Source organism: Pseudomonas sp. JQ170C, from assembly GCF_035581345.1.
GTDB lineage: Bacteria > Pseudomonadota > Gammaproteobacteria > Pseudomonadales > Pseudomonadaceae > Aquipseudomonas.
The window spans coordinates 5232507-5250916 of record NZ_CP141608.1; the positions used below are offsets into that span (position 1 = coordinate 5232507).

The window sequence follows — 18410 nt, forward strand, 5'->3', positions numbered from 1 at the left end:
ATAACCTACACAACTGCAGGCGCCGTCTGTAACCCTTTGTGAAACCTAGACTACACGAAGTTCATCCAGGTCAGGCAGGATAGCCGATTGGAAAAAGCTATCGGACACCCTGAAAGCTGCCGGCCTGACGCCCTACTCGCCGCGATAACCCCTCGCCAGCAAGTACTGCTCGCGGGAGCGATCCCGCGAAGAATCAGGTTTGAGCATCTGGACTTTGTCGAATTTCTGACGAGCATCCTTCAGATATACGTCAAACCCTTCGCCCTGGAAAATCTTGATCAGGAAGTCGCCACCCGGCTTGAGCACACGGGTCGCAAGATCCAGAGCCAGTTCACACAGGAACATGGCCTTGGGGATATCCACGGCAGGCGTACCACTCATATTGGGGGCCATATCGGAAATCACAAGGTCCACGTGCGAATTACCTACGGCCTCCAGAATCTGCGCCAGCACTTCATCCTGGGTGAAGTCACCCTGGATAAAGGTGACATCCGGAATGCTGTCCATTTCCAGAATGTCCGAGGCAATAAGCCGACCCTGGCCGCCAATCAGACGACTGGTCACCTGCGACCAGCCACCCGGTGCAGCACCCAGGTCAACTACGCTCATGCCTGGGCGAATGATCCGGTACTTTTCCTGGATTTCCAGCAATTTGTAGCTCGCACGCGAGCGATAACCATCCTTTTGCGCCTTTTTGACGTAAGGATCGTTGAAATGTTCTTTCAGCCAGCCAAGGCTTGTCTTGGAACGCGCCATTGGGCACCTCGAATCATAAGGGTCGTGATTAACTGGGCGGATCCACGGGCCCTCGGGTAAAATGGCCGCCATTTTTACAGAATCAGACGAAGGGTCAGATTATGCCGCTCAATAACGAGCAGAAGAAACAGTACAAATCCATTGGCCACGATCTGAAACCAGTTCTCATTGTGGCAGGCAATGGCCTGACTGAAGGGGTTATCGCCGAACTCGAACGCGCCCTGGTCGATCACGAACTGATCAAGGTCGAGATTCGCTCGGAAGATCGTGAAGAACGTGCCGCCGCCATCGCCGCACTGTGCAAGGCCGGCCGCGCCGAACTGGTACAGACCATCGGCAAGAAGGCGTTGATCTATCGCCGCAACCCACAGCCGAACAAGCAGCTCTCGAACATCCATCGCTACAAGTGATGTTCAGTGCGGTCAGTGGCGCGCCCTGCGCGCCCTGCCCGGCACCGGCTGCATGACCAACAGCAAGCCGGTCAAGCCCAGCACCAGGTAACAGAACAACTGCCAGCGCAACTCTTGGGGCAACCCCACGCGCAAGGCGAAATACACCACGCACGCCAGCATTGCCATCAACAGCAACTGCCCTCGCATGTCCCGCCACAGGCTGGCCAGCCCCCGAGCCTGAACCAGCACCATCACCTGAACCCCTGCGCAAAATGCGGCAAAGGCCACCAGCAATGAGGCCATGAGATTGCCGATATCCTCGATCAGCAACGGCGCCAGGCCAATCTTGCCCAACGCCGGAAGCAGACCAAAGTGCAACATCCACAGACCACCCACCCAGAACACCTGGGTGAGTTGCCAGATCACCGGGGCCGCAGCAAAGCCGCGGCGGCGGTCAGATATGCTTGACTTCGACAATCTCGTACTCGACCGTACCGCTTGGCGTCTTGATCACCACGGTATCACCCTCTTCCTTGCCAATGATGGCACGGGCGATCGGGGCACCGACCGAGAGTTTGCCCTGCTTGACGTCCGCTTCGTCCTCACCAACGATCTGGTAGGTCACCTGGTCACCGGTCTCGGTGTTTTCCAGGTCCACGGTGGTGCCGAAGATCACCTTGCCGGTATGGGCAATGGTGGTGACATCGATCACTACCGAGTTCTGCAGACGACCTTCGATATCGCGGATACGCGCCTCGACCATACCCTGCTCTTCACGGGCAGCGTGGTACTCGGCGTTTTCCTTGAGATCGCCCAGCTCACGGGCCTCACCAATGGCCTGACTCAAGCGCGGGCGCTCGGTCTTGCTCAGGAACAGGTGCTCTTCCTCCAGGGCGCGAGCGCCCTGGACAGTCATCGGGTACTTGGTAATGCTCATACATTCAGTCCTGCATGCAGATCCTGCAAGCGGCGCACGGTCTTTTCCGGACCGAACTTCAACGCTTCGCAGATGGCTTCACCGGCCGCAATGGTGGTGGTGCAGTAGATCTTGTGCTGCAACGCATTGCGACGAATCGAGTAAGAGTCGGCGATCGACTGGCGACCTTCGGTGGTGTTGATGATCAGCGACACTTCGTCGTTCTTGATCATGTCGACCACGTGCGGACGACCTTCAGTCACCTTGTTCACGCGACGCACTTTCAGGCCAGCCGCTTCGATGACCTTGGCGGTACCGACGGTGGCAACCACTTCAAAGCCCAGGGCGATCAGGTCGCGGGCAACGCCAGCCACTTGTGGCTTGTCGTCATCACGAACGCTGATGAACGCAGTGCCGCCAGTCGGCAGTACTTCGCTGGCACCCATCTGGGCCTTGGCGAACGCTTCACCGAAGCTGTCGCCCACACCCATGACTTCACCGGTGGATTTCATCTCAGGGCCGAGGATCGGGTCAACACCCGGGAACTTGGCAAACGGGAACACCGCTTCCTTGACGCTGTAGAAGTTAGGAATGATTTCCTTGGTGAAGCCGATTTCCTTCAGCGACTTACCCGCCATGACGCGAGCAGCGATCATCGCCAGGGAAGTACCGATGCACTTGGAGACGAACGGTACGGTACGCGAGGCGCGCGGGTTGACTTCGATCACGTAGATCTTGTCGCCCTGCAGGGCCAGCTGGACGTTCATCAGGCCGACAACGCCGAGCTCCAGAGCCATCTTCTTGACCTGCTCACGGACTTCGTCCTGAACGTGGGCTGGCAGCGAGTACGGAGGCAGCGAGCACGCCGAGTCACCGGAGTGAACACCCGCTTGTTCAATGTGCTGCATGATCGCGCCGATAACCACGTCGGTACCGTCGCACACCGCATCCACATCCATCTCGATGGCGCAGTTGAGGAAGTGGTCCAGCAGTACCGGGCTATCGTTGGACACTTGTACCGCTTCACGCAGGTAGCGCTTGAGCTCGTCCAGTTCGTAGACGATCTCCATCGCACGGCCGCCCAATACGTAGGACGGGCGCACCACCAGCGGGTAGCCGATGACGCCGGCAGCGCGGATGGCTTCGTCTTCGCTGCGCACGGTGGCGTTTGGCGGCTGCAGCAGGTTCAGACGCTGAACCATCTGCTGGAAACGCTCACGGTCTTCGGCACGGTCGATAGCGTCAGGGCTGGTACCGATGATCGGCACACCGGCTTCTTCCAGGGCGCGAGCCAGTTTCAACGGGGTCTGGCCGCCGTAGTGGACGATGACGCCTTTCGGCTTCTCGACACGCACCACTTCCAGCACGTCTTCCAGAGTCAGCGGCTCGAAGTACAGGCGGTCGGAGGTGTCGTAGTCGGTGGAGACGGTTTCCGGGTTGCAGTTGACCATGATGGTCTCGTAACCGTCTTCGCGCAGCGCCAGTGCGGCGTGTACGCAGCAGTAGTCGAACTCGATACCTTGGCCGATACGGTTTGGACCGCCACCCAGGATCATGATCTTGTCGCGGGTCGAAGGGTTCGCCTCGCACTCTTCCTCATAGGTCGAGTACAGGTAGGCGGTGTCGGTGGCGAACTCGGCAGCGCAGGTATCGACGCGCTTGTAGACCGGGAACACTTCGAGCTTGTGACGGTGACGACGCAGGTTCTTGTCGGTGATACCCAGCAGCTTGGCCAGACGCTGGTCAGAGAAGCCTTTGCGCTTCAAGCGCAGCATCAGGTCCTTGTCGATGGCCGACAGGGCCAGGGTCTTGACCTTCTCTTCTTCCTTGATCAGATCTTCCATCTGTACCAGGAACCAGTGGTCGATACCGGTCAGGTCGAAAATTTCGTCGCAGCTCATGCCGGCGCGCATGGCGTCGGCCACATACCAGATACGCTCGGCGCCCGGCACGGTGAGTTCGCGCTTGAGGATGCTCGACGCTTCAGGGCTTGCCAGGTCGACTTTAGGGTCCAGACCGCAAACGCCAACTTCCAGACCGCGCAGGGCTTTCTGCAGGGATTCCTGGAAGGTACGGCCGATGGCCATGACTTCACCCACGGATTTCATCTGGGTGGTCAGGCGGGCGTCAGCCTTAGGGAATTTTTCAAAGGCAAAGCGCGGCAGCTTGGTAACGACGTAGTCGATCGACGGCTCGAACGACGCCGGGGTACGACCGCCGGTGATGTCGTTCTGCAGCTCGTCGAGGGTGTAGCCGACCGCCAGCTTCGCGGCGATCTTGGCGATCGGGAAACCCGTCGCTTTCGACGCCAGCGCCGAGGAACGCGATACACGCGGGTTCATTTCAATCACGACCATACGGCCGGTGTCTGGGCAGATACCGAACTGCACGTTGGAACCGCCGGTCTCGACACCGATTTCACGCAGCACCGCCAGCGAGGCGTTGCGCATGATCTGGTATTCCTTGTCGGTCAGGGTCTGTGCTGGAGCAACGGTGATCGAGTCACCGGTGTGCACGCCCATCGGATCGAAGTTTTCGATCGAGCAGACGATGATGCAGTTGTCCTTTTTGTCGCGGACCACTTCCATCTCGTACTCTTTCCAGCCGATCAGCGATTCGTCGATCAGCAGTTCCTTGGTTGGCGACAGGTCCAGACCACGGGCGCAGATTTCCTCGAACTCTTCACGGTTGTAGGCGATACCGCCACCGGTGCCGCCCATGGTGAAGGACGGACGGATGATGCACGGGAAGCCCAGCTTCTCGAGCACGGCGTTGGCTTCTTCCATGCTGTGGGCGATGCCGGAGCGCGGGCACTCAAGACCGATGGCCTTCATCGCAGTATCGAAGCGCGAGCGGTCTTCGGCTTTGTCGATGGTATCGGCGTTGGCACCGATCATTTCCACGCCGAATTTTTCCAGGACGCCTTCGCGCTCCAGGTCCAGGGCGCAGTTCAGTGCAGTCTGGCCGCCCATGGTTGGCAGCAGTGCATCCGGACGCTCTTTCTCGATGATCTTGGCCACTGTCTGCCACTTGATCGGCTCGATGTAAGTGGCGTCGGCCATGGCCGGGTCGGTCATGATGGTCGCTGGGTTGGAGTTCACCAGGATGACGCGATAGCCTTCCTCGCGCAGGGCTTTGCAGGCCTGGGCGCCGGAGTAGTCGAATTCGCAGGCCTGGCCGATCACGATCGGGCCAGCGCCGAGAATCAGGATGCTTTTAATGTCTGTACGTTTTGGCATGGGTTGTCACTCAATTCCGCAGGTCAGTCGGCAAGCCGCATTGAACAATCGTGGGGGCGGCACCTGAACGCGGCTTGCACCGGTCCAGGGCCTTCTCGCCAGGTGCTCAGCGGCGCTTGGCCATGGCATCGATGAAACGGTCGAACAGAGGCGCGACATCGGTCGGGCCCGGGCTGGCTTCAGGGTGACCCTGGAAGCTGAAGGCGCTCTTGTCGGTGCGCTCGATACCCTGCAGGGTACCGTCGAACAGAGACTTGTGGATGGCGCGAACGTTGCCTGGCAGCGTTGCTTCGTCTACCGCAAAGCCGTGGTTCTGGCTGGTGATCATGACCACACCGGTGTCCAGGTCCTGGACCGGGTGGTTGGCACCATGGTGACCATGGCCCATTTTCACGGTCTTGGCACCCGAGGCCAAAGCCAGCAGCTGGTGCCCCAGGCAGATACCGAATACAGGGATCTCGGTCTCGAGGATGTCCTTGATCGCCTGGATCGCGTAGTCGCAAGGCTCCGGATCGCCAGGGCCGTTGGACAGGAATACACCATCAGGATTGAGTGCCAGGACTTCGCTGGCCGGGGTTTGCGCCGGCACGACGGTCAGGCGGCAGCCGCGGGCAACCAGCATGCGCAGGATGTTCAGCTTGACGCCGAAATCGTAGGCAACGACGTGGTACGGCAGCTCAGCGGCGTCGATGGTCGCGTGGCTGTCGGTTTTCAGTTCCCAGACGCTGGAGCGCCATTCGTAGCTGCTCTTGGTGCTGACGACTTTTGCCAGGTCCATGCCCTTCAGGCCCGGGAAACCGCGAGCGGCGGCGATTGCAGCCTCTTCGCTGATGTTGTCGCCGGCCAGGATGCAGCCGTTCTGCGCGCCCTTCTCACGCAGGATGCGCGTCAGGCGACGCGTGTCGATCCCGGCGATGGCAACTACGTTGTTGGCTTTGAGGTAGTCCGGCAGCGACTGCTTGTTGCGCCAGTTGCTTGCGATCAGAGGCAGGTCACGAATGACCAGGCCGGCCGACCAGACGCGGTCGGATTCGGCGTCTTCCGGCGTGGTGCCGGTATTGCCGATGTGAGGGTAAGTCAGGGTAACGATTTGCTGCGCATAGGAAGGGTCAGTCAGGATTTCCTGATAGCCGGTCATTGCGGTGTTAAACACCACCTCACCAACGGTCTGACCGTCGGCTCCAATGGCTTCACCGCGAAAAATGCTGCCATCGGCAAGGGCGAGTATGGCTGGCTTAGTCAAGAAGACCTCCCGTAAATCAAGCCTGAAGGGGCGATCGCAGGTTGCAAAAAAGCGGAATGACGTATAGACACGTCACCCCGCTTTCTTCGTCGAATTATCTGCGCGCTTTTAGTGGACACACTAAAGCTGTAGCTTACAGAAAAACGCTTTTTTGGTCTACCGCTGAAGTGCCTAGAAAACACAGGATTGCGACAAGGCGCATTGGGAGGGGCTGTAGGAGCGGGCTTGCCCCGCGATTCGGTCGTCATGTCCGGAACCGATCGCGGGGCAAGCCCGCTCCTACAGTGGGCGCTTAGCGCAGGTCGAGCACATCTTGCATGTCGTACAGGCCCGGCTCTCGACCGTCCAGCCAGAGGGCCGCGCGTACCGCGCCCTTGGCGAAGGTCATGCGACTGGAGGCCTTGTGGGTGATCTCCAGGCGCTCACCTTCGGCAGCGAACAGCACGGTGTGATCACCGACCACATCACCGGCACGCACGGTGGCAAAGCCGATGGTCTGACGATCACGGGCACCGGTCTGGCCTTCACGACCGTAAACCGCCACTTCCTGCAGATCACGCCCCAGTGCCTGGGCAACCACCTCACCCATGCGCAGCGCGGTACCCGACGGCGCATCGACCTTGTGACGATGATGGGCTTCGATGATTTCGATGTCGACGTCATCGCCCAGAACGCGCGCAGCCATGTCCAGCAGCTTCAGGCTAAGGTTCACACCCACGCTGAAGTTGGCAGCGAAGACGATCGGGATTTCCTTGCCCGCTTCAGCCAGCAACTGCTTTTCTTCAACACTGAAACCGGTCGTCCCGATGATCATGGCCTTGCCCGCCTTGCGGCAGAAGGCCAGGTTCTTCAGGGTTACCGACGGATGCGTGAAGTCGATCAGAACGTCGAACTCATCGACCACCTTGGCCAGGTCATCGGACAGCAACACACCGATCCGCCCCAGGGCCGCCAACTCACCTGCATCCGCCCCGACCAGCGTGCTGTCAGGACGATCAATCGCCGCCGTAAGCCCGGCACCCGGGGTTTGCTGAATAGCTTCGATCAGGGTCTTGCCCATGCGCCCTGCCGCGCCCATTACCGCTATACGTCGCATGCCCTATTCCTTCTTACAAGTCGCCGAAGAAGCGCTTTACGCCTTCAAACCAGCCATTGGCCTTGGGCGAATGGGAACTGTCACCTTCCAGCGAGTCGCGCAGCTCTTCGAGCAGCTCACGCTGACGGCGGCTCAGGTTGACCGGGGTTTCGACCGCAACCCGGCACATCAGGTCACCGGCACCACCACCGCGAACCGGCGCGACGCCCTTGCCACGCAAGCGGAACTGCTTGCCGGTCTGGGTACCTTCCGGAATCTTCAGCTTGACCCGACCATCGAGGGTCGGCACTTCAAGCTCGCCACCCAGCGCAGCATCGGTGTAGCTGATCGGTACTTCGCAGTACAGGTGCTTGCCATCACGCTGGAAGATCGCATGCTCGCGCACGTTGATCACAACGTAGAGGTCACCGGTCGGGCCGCCGTGGGAGCCCGCTTCGCCTTCGCCGGAAAGGCGAATGCGGTCACCGGTATCGACACCTGCTGGCACCTTGACCGAGAGTGTCTTGTACTCTTCGATACGGCCTTCGCCGTGGCAGGAGTTGCAAGGATCAGTAATGATCTTGCCCTGGCCATGACAACGTGGGCAGGTCTGCTGAACAGAGAAGAAACCCTGCTGCATGCGCACCTGACCAATACCGCCGCAAGTCGGGCAAGTCGAAGGCGACGAGCCCTTCTTGGCACCGGAACCGTCACACGGCTCGCAATTGACCAGTGTCGGTACGCGGATGTTGACGGTAGTGCCGCGCACCGCTTCTTCCAGGTTCAGCTCCAGGGTGTAGCGCAGGTCGCTGCCACGCTGGGCACCGCCACGCGAACCACCACGGCCACCGCCGAAGAAATCGCTGAACACATCACCGAAAATGTCGGAGAAGTTCGCGCCACCAAAACCGGCACCGCCGCCACCCATGCTCGGGTCGACGCCGGCATGACCATACTGGTCGTAAGCCGCGCGCTTGCTGGCATCGGAGAGCACTTCGTAGGCCTCGTTGGCCTCCTTGAATTTCTCTTCCGACTCTTTGTCATCAGGATTACGGTCCGGGTGATGCTTCATCGCCAGACGGCGATACGCCTTCTTCAGGTCCGCTTCACTGGAGCCGCGCTCAACTCCCAGAACTTCGTAATAGTCACGCTTTGCCATAAGTCTTTGCACTCTTGAGGACGTTCGGCAAACCTCTGCGCATTTAGCGCTGTGCCGCCAGCACCTGCCCCATGCCCTCCACGAGGCCTGACAGATGCTGTAGAAAATCGGGTATTCCAGACACGCCAACGCGGGAGCAAGCCCCCGCGCGGCGACATCCTACCAGCCAACCACTAAAAAGCAGTCAACCGGCCGACAACATGCAGTAATTACTTGTTGTCTTTGACTTCTTCGAACTCAGCGTCGACGACGTCGTCGTGCTTAGGTTCTTCAGCCTGCTGCGCGCCAGCTTGTGGCTGTTCGGCTTGCTGCTCGGCGTACATCTTCTGAGCAACTGGAGCCGACACTTTCGACAGCTCTTCTACCTTGGCATCGATGGCAGCCTTGTCGTCGCCTTTGATAGCGGCTTCCAGGGCAACCACGGCAGCTTCGATCGCAGTCTTCTCTTCGGCAGTGACTTTGTCACCGGCGTCAGCGACCATCTTGCGAGTCGAGTGAACCAGTGCATCACCCTGGTTACGGGCAGCGGCCAGCTCTTCGAACTTGCGGTCTTCTTCCGAGTTCGCTTCCGCGTCGCGAATCATCTGCTGAATTTCTTCATCAGACAGGCCGGAGTTGGCCTTGATCACGATCGACTGGGTCTTGCCAGTAGCCTTGTCCTTGGCGCCTACGTGCAGGATGCCGTTGGCGTCGATGTCGAAGGTTACTTCGATCTGTGGCACGCCACGTGGTGCTGGTGGAATCTCGGCCAGGTCGAACTTGCCCAGGGACTTGTTCTGGGCAGCCTGCTTGCGCTCACCTTGCAGCACGTGAATGGTCACGGCGCTCTGGTTGTCGTCTGCGGTCGAGAACACTTGCGACTTTTTGGTCGGGATAGTGGTGTTCTTCTCGATCAGCGCAGTCATCACGCCACCCATGGTTTCGATACCCAGGGTCAGCGGGCTGACGTCCAGCAGCAGTACGTCTTTCACGTCACCGGCCAGTACCGCGCCCTGGATTGCAGCACCCATGGCAACAGCTTCGTCCGGGTTGACGTCCTTGCGTGCTTCTTTACCGAAGAAATCGGTAACCGCTTTCTGTACCAGCGGCATACGAGTCTGACCGCCAACCAGGATCACGTCGTCGATCTTGCTGACGTCGATACCGGCATCTTTCATGGCGATACGGCATGGCTCGATGGTGCGCTGAACCAGGTCTTCTACCAGCGACTCCAGCTTGGCGCGGGAGATCTTCACGTTCAGGTGCTTAGGACCGGTGGCATCTGCAGTGATGTACGGCAGGTTGACGTCGGTCTGCTGGCTCGAGGACAGCTCGATCTTGGCTTTTTCAGCAGCTTCTTTCAGACGCTGCATGGCCAGCGGGTCACCCTTGAGGTTCATGCCGCTTTCTTTCTTGAACTCGTCGACGAGGTAGTCGATCAGGCGAATGTCGAAGTCTTCGCCACCGAGGAAGGTGTCACCGTTGGTGGCCAGAACTTCAAACTGGTGCTCGCCATCGACTTCGGCGATTTCGATAACCGAAACGTCGAAGGTACCGCCACCCAGGTCATAAACGATCACGGTGTGATCGCCCTTGGCCTTGTCCATACCGTAAGCCAGAGCAGCTGCGGTTGGTTCGTTGATGATACGTTTTACGTCCAGACCGGCGATGCGACCGGCATCCTTGGTGGCCTGACGCTGGCTGTCGTTGAAGTAGGCCGGAACGGTGATGACCGCCTCGGTAACAGGCTCGCCGAGGTAGTCTTCGGCGGTCTTCTTCATCTTCTTCAGGATTTCAGCCGAAATCTGAGGCGGTGCCATTTTCTGGCCGTTTACTTCGACCCAGGCGTCGTTGTTGTCAGCCTTGACGATTTTGTACGGAACCATCTGGATGTCTTTTTGCACGACATCTTCGTCGAAGCGACGACCGATCAGACGCTTTACCGCGTACAGGGTGTTGTGCGGGTTGGTAACGGCCTGACGCTTGGCCGACTGGCCAACCAGGATTTCGCCGTCATTGGCGTAAGCGATGATCGACGGCGTGGTACGCGCGCCTTCAGCGTTTTCAATAACCTTGACGTTGCCGTTTTCCAGAATGGAGACGCAGGAGTTGGTAGTCCCCAGGTCGATACCGATGATTTTGCCCATGTTCACTCTCCCGAAACTTGAATTTTGTTGCCGCAGCAGTGGTGGCTAACTGCGGTAATACCTGAATGCTTGACACCTAAATGGGGGCGCCCGAAACGATTTCAAGCCTGCTCGTCAATCGACGGCGAAACCGCTGCAGGGGCCTTGCTGACCACGACCATCGCAGGGCGCAACAGGCGGCCATTGAGCTGGTAGCCCTTCTGGAACACCTTGAGCACGCTGTTCGGCTCAACCTCGGCGCTTTCCTGCATGGCCATGGCTTGATGGTGCTCGGCATTGAAGGGTTCGCCGTGCGGATCAATGGCCTCGAGGTTGTAGCGCTTGAGGGTGTCGTGGAACATCTTCAGGGTCAGCTCGATACCTTCGCGCATTGGACGAATGCTCTCGTCCTCGGCACTGGACAGCTCCAGACCGCGCTCCAGGCTGTCGATGACCGGCAGCAGATCGCCAGCGAATTTTTCCAGGGCGAACTTGTGTGCCTTCTCGACATCCTGCTCGGCGCGGCGGCGCACGTTCTGAAGGTCAGCAGCGGTGCGCAGGGATTGATCCTGGGCCGCCGCCAGCTGCTCTTCGAGCACCTGCACGCGGGCGTTCAGCTCTTGCGCGCCGGTTGCCTCGGCGTTCAGATTCTGTTCATCCAGCTGTTCGTCAGCCATAAAATCTCTCCTCTCGAATAGTGTCAGCGAGCTGTACTCGCGCTTCTGCCGGCTATATGGGGTCTTAAAACCCAGGTTCAAGGGGCAGAAGAACACCGCAGACCGTTTCGCTCATAACCCATCGCACTCATAGCGACGCCTTGATAACCAAATCGACCTAAGCGCGCCCATTGTCAGCAGATCGAAAAACACTGTATAAATAACCAGACTTCACGCCTGGGAGCCGCCCCAATGCTGGTGCACCTGTCCGTACACAACTATGCCATCGTCGAACACCTGGACCTTGAGCTCGCCCGCGGGATGAGCGTCATTACCGGTGAAACCGGGGCCGGCAAATCGATCATGCTCGATGCCCTGGGCCTTACCCTGGGCGATCGTGCCGACAGCGGCGTAGTACGCCCCGGCGCCGACAAGGCCGACATCCTCGCCACCTTCGATCTTTCGGATATTCCCGAAGCCCGCGCCTGGCTGGCCGAGCGCGATCTGGAGACCGATGGCCCGTGCATCCTGCGCCGGGTGATCACCGCCGAAGGTCGCAGCCGCGGCTATATCAACGGCACGCCCTGCCCGCTCGGCGATCTCAAGGCCCTGGGCGAGCTGCTCATCGACATCCACAGCCAGCATGAACACCAGTCACTCTTGAAGGCAGACACGCATCGCCGCCTGCTCGACGAGTACGCCGGGGCGACGGATCTGGCGCGCCAGGTCCAGTTAGCCGCCCAACGCTGGCGACAAACCCGCCAGGAACTGGAGCGGCTGTCCAACTCCGGCGATGAGCAACGGGCGCAGCACCAGCTGCTCAGCTATCAGCTCGAAGAGCTCGACAACCTCGGCCTGGGTGAGAACGAGCTTGAGCAACTGGAGCAGGAACACAAGAACCTGACCAACGCCGAGGCCCTGTTCGGCATTTGCCGCCAGGTCATCGACCATTGCAGCGAAAACGATTCGGGCAACGTGCTCAACGCCCTCACCGCCAGCCTCAACCGGTTGACCGCAGTGCAGAATGCGCCCAAGGCACTTGGCGAGGCAGCCAACATGATCGCCAGCGCGCAGATCCAGGTTGAAGAAGCAGTCGGCGAGCTCAATCGCTTCCTTGATAACTTCGACGCGGACCCGGCTCGCCTGCAGCAACTCGAAGAGCGCCTCGACAGCATCTATACCCTGGCCCGCAAACATCGGGTTCATCCCACCGAGCTGGCCAACCTGCAACAACGGCTGATGGAAGAGCTCGAAAGCCTTAACGCCAACGACGAATCCATCGAGCGCCTGGGTGACGAACTGGCCGCCTTCGCCCGCCACTATCAGGACAAGGCGGGCGAACTGAGTGCTTTGCGCTACCAGGCCGCCAGCCAGCTGGCCGGAGCGGTCGAGCAGGAAATCCAACGCCTGGGCATGCCCGGTGGCCGCTTCAGCATCGAGCTGCACAGCAACACCAGTGACGACCTCTCACCCAACGGGCTCGAACACGTGGAGCTACTGGTCAGCGCCAACCCCGGTCAACCGCTCAAGGCTTTGGCCAAGGTCGCTTCCGGAGGCGAGCTGTCACGGATCAGCCTCGCAATCCAGGTCATCACTGCGCAAACGTCGCGCATTCCCACCCTGGTGTTCGACGAAGTGGACGTGGGCATCGGCGGCCCTACGGCAGAGATCGTCGGCCAGCTGTTGCGCCGCCTGGGCGAGCGCGGCCAGGTACTGACCGTGACCCACCTGCCGCAGGTCGCCGCTCAAGGCCACCATCATCTGTTCGTGCACAAGGTGCGCAACAGTGACGCCACCCACACGGCCGTGGCCAGCCTCGGCAAGCGTGAACGCGTAGAAGAAGTGGCGCGGATGCTGGGCGGCATTGACCTGACCAAGGAGTCCCTGGCCCACGCCCGCAAGATGGTGGTCACCAGCAAAGCCTGATGCCTTATCCCAGAAAGCACAAAGGCGACCCCAGGGTCGCCTTTGATGCTGCGCAACAAGAAGCTATTGCTTACTTTTTCTTGCGCACGTACAGGACCAGATTATGGTCAACCAGCTCGAAACCGTGCTCGGCAACGATTTCCTTCTGACGCTTTTCAATCTCGCTGTCGAAGAACTCGATAACCTCGCCCGACTCCACGTTGACCATATGGTCGTGGTGGCCACCGTCGGCCAGTTCGAACACGGCGTGACCGCCGTCGAAGTTATGGCGCACAACCAGGCCAGCAGCTTCGAACTGGGTCAGAACACGGTACACCGTGGCCAGACCGACGTCCTCGCCTGCCTCCATCAGCGCCTTGTAGACATCTTCAGCACTCATGTGACGCTGCTCGGTAGAGTCGAGCATCTGTAGAATCTTCACTCGAGGCAGTGTCACCTTGAGACCGGCTTTGCGCAGTTCGCTATTTTCAACCATGGTCAGCTTTCTCGCCGATGCTGCTTCGCAGCTTCTCTGAATACGGGTATGATCGGGGTTTACGTTGTCCAGCCAAGATAGTGGAAGTCGCCCACCGATGCAAAACACCAAGCTCTTGCTAACCAGCCTCACCTTCGTGGGACTGCTCGCACTCGCCGGTTGCTCGTTCCCCGGGGTTTACAAAATCGACATCCAGCAGGGCAATGTCGTCACGCAAGACATGATAGACCAATTGCGCCCCGGAATGACCCGCCGGCAAGTAAGGTTTATCATGGGCAATCCGCTGATCCAGGACACCTTCCACACCAATCGCTGGGATTACCTGTACAGCCTGCAGCCTGGTGGCGGTCAACGCCAGCAAGAGCGCATGAGTATTTTCTTCAACGAGAGCGACCAACTGGTCAGCCTGTCCGGCGACTTCATGCCAGGTGTGAGCCGCGACCAGGAAATCCTCGGCGGCAGCGGCGACACCAGCGTCACGCCAGTCCAGCCAGGCACTACCGCTGAGCCTGCTGAGCAGATCAAGGAAACCCCGGCCAAGCCAGGTTCCCTGGAAGAGAAGATCCAGCGCGAAGTCGATACCATCGAGACCATCCCGGTACCGACCCCTGCCCCACTGGAAACCTCGCCGCAGTAAATACTGCAGGCAAACAAAAGCCCGGACATTCCGGGCTTTTTTGTACCTGCATTTTGCGCGCTAGCGCTTGGCCTTCTTGAACACCCGCGCCACCTTGTCGGCGCGCTGCTTGCGCACTTCCTTGGGGTCGATCAACAACGGCCTGTACAGCTCGATCCGATCTCCCTCGGCAACCGCCTGGTGTGCAGCGTCACTGACCACCTTGCCGAAGATGCCAAGCGGGCAAGCCTCGACATCGAGCCCTGGCACTTGCCCAGCGATACCTGACAAGCGCACAGCCTCGCGCAGCGTGGTACCCGAGGGTACCTCCACAGCCAATAGCCATTGCTGTTCAGCGGTGGCGTAAACCACCTCAATCTGCAGCAAGTCAGCCATTGAGCTGTTTTGCCCGCTGACAGAAGGCATCGACCAGGGTATTGGCGGCCTGGTTGAACAATGGCCCCAGGGTGGCCCGCACCAGCGGCCCGGCGTAATCGAACGACAGGTCCAGGCTGATCTTGCAGGCCTTCTCACCCAACGGCTTGAAGATCCACAAACCATGTAACTGATTGAACGGCCCCTCCTCCAGATTCATCTCGATGGACTGCCCGGGCACCAGCACATTCCGGGTGACGAACTTCTGGCTCATACCGCCCTTGGCCACTTCCAGGCTGGCACGCATCAGCGTGTCACTGACCTCCAGCACGGTGCTGGTTGAGCACCACGGCAGGAACTCCGGATACCGCGCAACATCGTTGACCAGGTCGTACAGCGCCTGGGCGGGATAAGGCAGCAGGGCCGAACGTTGAATATGGGTAGTCATCCAGGTGTCACTTCCAAAGCTGAGCGGCAAACACAACCAGAATGCCGAGGGGCGCCACATAGCGCATCAAGAAGAAGGTCAGAGCAAACAGCAGCGGGCTGCGCATGGCCAATTCGTCGCGCACCGCCTCACGCCCCATGATCCAACCTGCGAATATCACAAAGCACAAACCGCCCAGCGGCAGCATGATTCTGGAGGTGAAGAAGTCGATCACCCCAAAGAAGTCCAGGCCGCCAGTCGCTCCCCACTGATAGAGCTGAAAACCGCTGTCGTCGTTCACGAAAAAACGTGCCTGCTGCCAGATATTGAACGAAAACACCGTGCCCAGCCCCACCAGCCAGCAGCTGAACGCCAGCCAGGTAGTGATCCAGCCGCGCCGCACGCCCGTGCGCTCCACCAGGTAAGCCACCATCGGTTCCAGCAGGGAAATCGCCGAACTCCAGGCCGCGACGGCCACTAGAACAAAGAATACGACGCCCATCAACTGGCCAAACGCCACATTGCCAAAGGCAAAGGGCAACGCCACGAACATCAGACCCGGGCCCTCGCTCGGGTTCAGGCCAGCGGCGAACACGATCGGGAACAGGGCCATGCCGGCCAGCAGCGAGACAAAGGTATCGAGCAGGGCCACGGCGACAATAGTGCCGCCGATGGAGGATTGCTTGGGCATGTACGCGCCGTAGATCAGCAACGAGCCCACGCCGACACTCAGGGAGAAAAACGCATGCCCCATGGCCGGCAACAGGCCGTCGAGCAGCCGCGAGGTATCGAAGTCGAACATGAAGTGCAGGCCCTGCATGAAGTGCCCGGTGGTCAGGCTGTAGCCCAACAAAATCACCAGCAGCAGGAACAGCAGCGGCATCATGATGCGCAGGCTCTTCTCCAGCCCCGCCACTACGCCACGGGCAATCACCAGTGCCGACAGCAGCATGAACAGGCTGTGCCACAGCACCAGCCGCCAGGGGTCACTGATCACGCCATTGAAGTAGCCGCCAACCTGATCGGCCGTCACGCCCTGGAAGTCACCCCTGCCCATGTTGATGATGTAGTCGAACGACCAGCCCCCGACCACACTGTAGAACGACAGGATCAACAGCGCCGTGATCATCCCGGCGAAGGCCCACCACGACCAGCGCGGCGAATGCCCGGCCTCCTGGGCAAGGTCGCGCAGCGCATTGGCCGGGCTCTGCCGGGTGCGGCGGCCGATCAGCGTCTCGGCGAGCATCACCGGAATACCGATCAAGGCAATGCAGGCCAGAAACACCAGGACAAAAGCACCGCCGCCATAAACGCCGACCATGTAGGGGAATTTCCAGATACTTCCCAACCCCACCGCAGCACCTGTGGCCGCCAGCACGAATACCCAGCGACTGGCCCAGCCACCATGGACAGAAACCTTGTCCGTCGACATCAACACGCTCAACTGTGGAAAAAAAGAGCGCGCATTGTCCGGGATTCACTCCTGGGGCTCAAGCTCACTGCTACCCCGTAGCCGACAGCGCGACGACTGCCTATAATGCCGCCCCTATGGCTAAACAAAAGAAACATCCGACAGGGACAATCGCGCAGAACAAGAAGGCGCGTCACGATTACTTCATCGAACACAAGTTCGAGGCCGGATTGGTCCTGTCCGGTTGGGAAGTAAAAAGTCTGCGTGCCGGCAAGGCGCACCTGACCGACAGTTACGTGGTGCTCAAGGATGGCGAGGCCTGGCTGATGGGCAGCCATATCACGCCGCTGACAGCCGCCAGTACTCACGTCATCGCCGACCCGACACGTACCCGCAAACTGCTGCTCAATCGTCGAGAGCTGGAGCGCCTGCATGCCGCCGTCCAGCAGAAGGGCTACACCTGCGTGGCCTTGTCGATCTATTGGAGCAAGCACCTGATCAAGTGCGAGATTGCACTGGGCAAGGGCAAGAAGGAATACGACAAGCGCGATACCCAGCGCGAGCGTGATTCCGATCGCGAACTGCAGCGTGCAGTGCGCAACAAGGGCAAGGAAGACTGATTCAGTCCGAGAGCGCCTGATCGCGGGGCAAGCCCGCTCCTACGATGGGAGCGGGCGTGCCCCGCGACGCGTATTTCAGTTCCCGCTACGCCGCTCCGCACGCGCCACCCGCTGAACCTCCTGACGCACTTCATCGAGCACTTCCTGCACATACAGAATGTGCCGGCTGGAGACTTCCCGCGCGTCGTTGGCACGCCCCTCGACAATCGCCAGGTACAGCTCGCGGTGCTGACTGATCAGCATGTCGCGGGTTTCGGCACGCTGCTGGTACATGCCGCCAATGTTGGTGACCACGTTGCGCTTGAGCAAGTCGAACAGGCCTCGAATGGTGTGCAGCAGCACAGCGTTATGGCTGGCCTCTGCAATCGCCAGGTGGAAGCGCGCATCGGCCGCACCCTCCTCGGCCCGACTGACTTCGTCGGCACGCGCGTAACAGTCCTGCAAGGTATCGAAGGCGGCCTTGAGGCGCTGGCGATCCGGTTCGGTTGCCCGGATGGCGGCGTAATAGGCGCAGGACGCTTCCAGCGTGTGGCGAAACTCCAGCAAATCGCGCTGAGCTTCCGGATTGCTTTCGAGCAATTGCAGCAACGGATCGCTGAAGGTCGTCCCCAGTGACTCGGCAACGTAGTTGCCCCCACCTTGCCGACTGACCAGCAACCCTTTGGCGACCAGTTTCTGGATCGCCTCGCGCAATGACGGCCGCGACACCCCGAACTGTTCCGACAGTGCCCGCTCAGCAGGCAGCCGCTGACCGGCAGCCAGGGTGCCCTCAAGAATCATCCCCTCAAGCCGCTCGACGATATCGTCGGACAAACGGCGTTGGCGGACCTGATCAAAAACCATCACATGCTCTCCACAATCCCGAGTGCGTTCGGGGCTGTCTATTCTGGCGCATCCGCTGCCCGCCGACACCCATCAGTTGGCAAATTTCCATACCGCTCACCCCCACCTTCCGACACCCATCCGACGAAAGTTTTGCAGGGACAAATTGACACACCCTCAAAGAGGCTTTTAACCTA

At 59.8% G+C, this 18410-nt stretch carries 18 protein-coding genes; 4 read left to right on the forward strand and 14 right to left on the reverse strand.

Going from position 1 to position 18410, the window contains the following annotated elements; all coding sequences use genetic code 11:
* Positions 1 to 132: 132 nt before the first annotated feature.
* On the reverse strand, positions 133 to 756 hold the full coding sequence (rlmE, locus tag U9R80_RS23800) for a 23S rRNA (uridine(2552)-2'-O)-methyltransferase RlmE (RefSeq protein ID WP_010222974.1): 624 nt from the start codon (positions 754 to 756) through the stop codon (positions 133 to 135).
* Between the two features lie 101 nt (positions 757 to 857).
* Here rlmE and yhbY point away from each other — a divergent pair, with 101 nt between their 5' ends.
* Complete coding sequence (gene yhbY / locus U9R80_RS23805; protein WP_010222973.1) at positions 858 to 1166, forward strand: ribosome assembly RNA-binding protein YhbY; 309 nt, start codon at positions 858 to 860, stop codon at positions 1164 to 1166.
* Positions 1167 to 1178: 12 nt separating this feature from the next.
* Here yhbY and U9R80_RS23810 read toward each other — a convergent pair whose 3' ends face one another.
* From U9R80_RS23810 to grpE, 8 genes are all read right to left on the reverse strand, one after another.
* On the reverse strand, positions 1179 to 1574 hold the full coding sequence (locus U9R80_RS23810) for an MFS transporter (RefSeq protein WP_301840137.1): 396 nt from the start codon (positions 1572 to 1574) through the stop codon (positions 1179 to 1181).
* Between the two features lie 28 nt (positions 1575 to 1602).
* Complete coding sequence (gene greA / locus U9R80_RS23815) at positions 1603 to 2085, reverse strand: transcription elongation factor GreA (protein ID WP_084167971.1); 483 nt, start codon at positions 2083 to 2085, stop codon at positions 1603 to 1605.
* A complete protein-coding gene (gene carB, locus U9R80_RS23820; protein ID WP_301840064.1) occupies positions 2082 to 5303 on the reverse strand; it encodes a carbamoyl-phosphate synthase large subunit in 3222 nt (1073 codons plus the stop codon). The genes greA and carB overlap by 4 nt, the downstream gene beginning before the upstream one ends.
* Positions 5304 to 5409: 106 nt before the next feature.
* Positions 5410 to 6546, reverse strand: a complete 1137-nt coding sequence (gene carA / locus U9R80_RS23825; RefSeq protein WP_274114777.1) for a glutamine-hydrolyzing carbamoyl-phosphate synthase small subunit — start codon at positions 6544 to 6546, stop codon at positions 5410 to 5412.
* A gap of 292 nt (positions 6547 to 6838) precedes the next feature.
* Positions 6839 to 7642, reverse strand: a complete 804-nt coding sequence (gene dapB / locus U9R80_RS23830) for a 4-hydroxy-tetrahydrodipicolinate reductase (RefSeq protein WP_301840061.1) — start codon at positions 7640 to 7642, stop codon at positions 6839 to 6841.
* Positions 7643 to 7655: 13 nt separating this feature from the next.
* Positions 7656 to 8780 (reverse strand): molecular chaperone DnaJ, encoded by a 1125-nt coding sequence (gene dnaJ / locus U9R80_RS23835; protein WP_028944537.1) that lies wholly within the window; start codon positions 8778 to 8780, stop codon positions 7656 to 7658.
* Between the two features lie 209 nt (positions 8781 to 8989).
* Positions 8990 to 10906 (reverse strand): molecular chaperone DnaK, encoded by a 1917-nt coding sequence (dnaK, locus tag U9R80_RS23840; RefSeq protein ID WP_136474431.1) that lies wholly within the window; start codon positions 10904 to 10906, stop codon positions 8990 to 8992.
* Between the two features lie 101 nt (positions 10907 to 11007).
* Entirely contained in the window at positions 11008 to 11562 is a 555-nt protein-coding gene (gene grpE / locus U9R80_RS23845) for a nucleotide exchange factor GrpE (protein ID WP_264652489.1), read from the reverse strand.
* A gap of 231 nt (positions 11563 to 11793) precedes the next feature.
* Here grpE and recN point away from each other — a divergent pair, with 231 nt between their 5' ends.
* Positions 11794 to 13467, forward strand: a complete 1674-nt coding sequence (gene recN / locus U9R80_RS23850) for a DNA repair protein RecN (protein ID WP_301840060.1) — start codon at positions 11794 to 11796, stop codon at positions 13465 to 13467.
* Positions 13468 to 13537: 70 nt separating this feature from the next.
* On the opposite strand, the gene fur is transcribed toward recN, so the two are convergent.
* Entirely contained in the window at positions 13538 to 13942 is a 405-nt protein-coding gene (gene fur / locus U9R80_RS23855) for a ferric iron uptake transcriptional regulator (protein ID WP_028944541.1), read from the reverse strand.
* A gap of 97 nt (positions 13943 to 14039) precedes the next feature.
* Between fur and U9R80_RS23860 the strand changes: the two genes are divergently transcribed.
* Positions 14040 to 14579 carry an outer membrane protein assembly factor BamE gene (locus U9R80_RS23860; RefSeq protein ID WP_301840059.1) on the forward strand — a complete coding sequence of 180 codons (540 nt, stop codon included), beginning with the start codon at positions 14040 to 14042 and terminating at the stop codon, positions 14577 to 14579.
* 60 nt (positions 14580 to 14639) lie between these two features.
* On the opposite strand, the gene U9R80_RS23865 is transcribed toward U9R80_RS23860, so the two are convergent.
* The 3 genes from U9R80_RS23865 to U9R80_RS23875 are packed head-to-tail and all read right to left on the reverse strand — an operon-like array spanning position 14640 to position 16792.
* Positions 14640 to 14954, reverse strand: coding sequence for an RnfH family protein (locus U9R80_RS23865; RefSeq protein ID WP_301840058.1), 315 nt, complete (start codon positions 14952 to 14954; stop codon positions 14640 to 14642).
* Complete coding sequence (locus tag U9R80_RS23870) at positions 14947 to 15381, reverse strand: type II toxin-antitoxin system RatA family toxin (RefSeq protein ID WP_301840057.1); 435 nt, start codon at positions 15379 to 15381, stop codon at positions 14947 to 14949. Before U9R80_RS23870 ends, U9R80_RS23865 begins: the two co-directional genes overlap by 8 nt.
* A 7-nt stretch (positions 15382 to 15388) precedes the next feature.
* On the reverse strand, positions 15389 to 16792 hold the full coding sequence (locus tag U9R80_RS23875) for a sodium-dependent transporter (protein ID WP_301840056.1): 1404 nt from the start codon (positions 16790 to 16792) through the stop codon (positions 15389 to 15391).
* 116 nt (positions 16793 to 16908) lie between these two features.
* On the opposite strand from U9R80_RS23875, the gene smpB reads away from it, so the two are divergent.
* Positions 16909 to 17391: an SsrA-binding protein SmpB gene (gene smpB, locus U9R80_RS23880; RefSeq protein WP_028944546.1), complete on the forward strand. Its 483-nt coding sequence runs from the start codon at positions 16909 to 16911 to the stop codon at positions 17389 to 17391.
* A 75-nt stretch (positions 17392 to 17466) separates the two neighbouring features.
* Here the strand turns inward: smpB and U9R80_RS23885 are convergent, their stop codons facing one another.
* Positions 17467 to 18234: a GntR family transcriptional regulator gene (locus U9R80_RS23885; protein ID WP_301840053.1), complete on the reverse strand. Its 768-nt coding sequence runs from the start codon at positions 18232 to 18234 to the stop codon at positions 17467 to 17469.
* Positions 18235 to 18410: the final 176 nt, after the last annotated feature.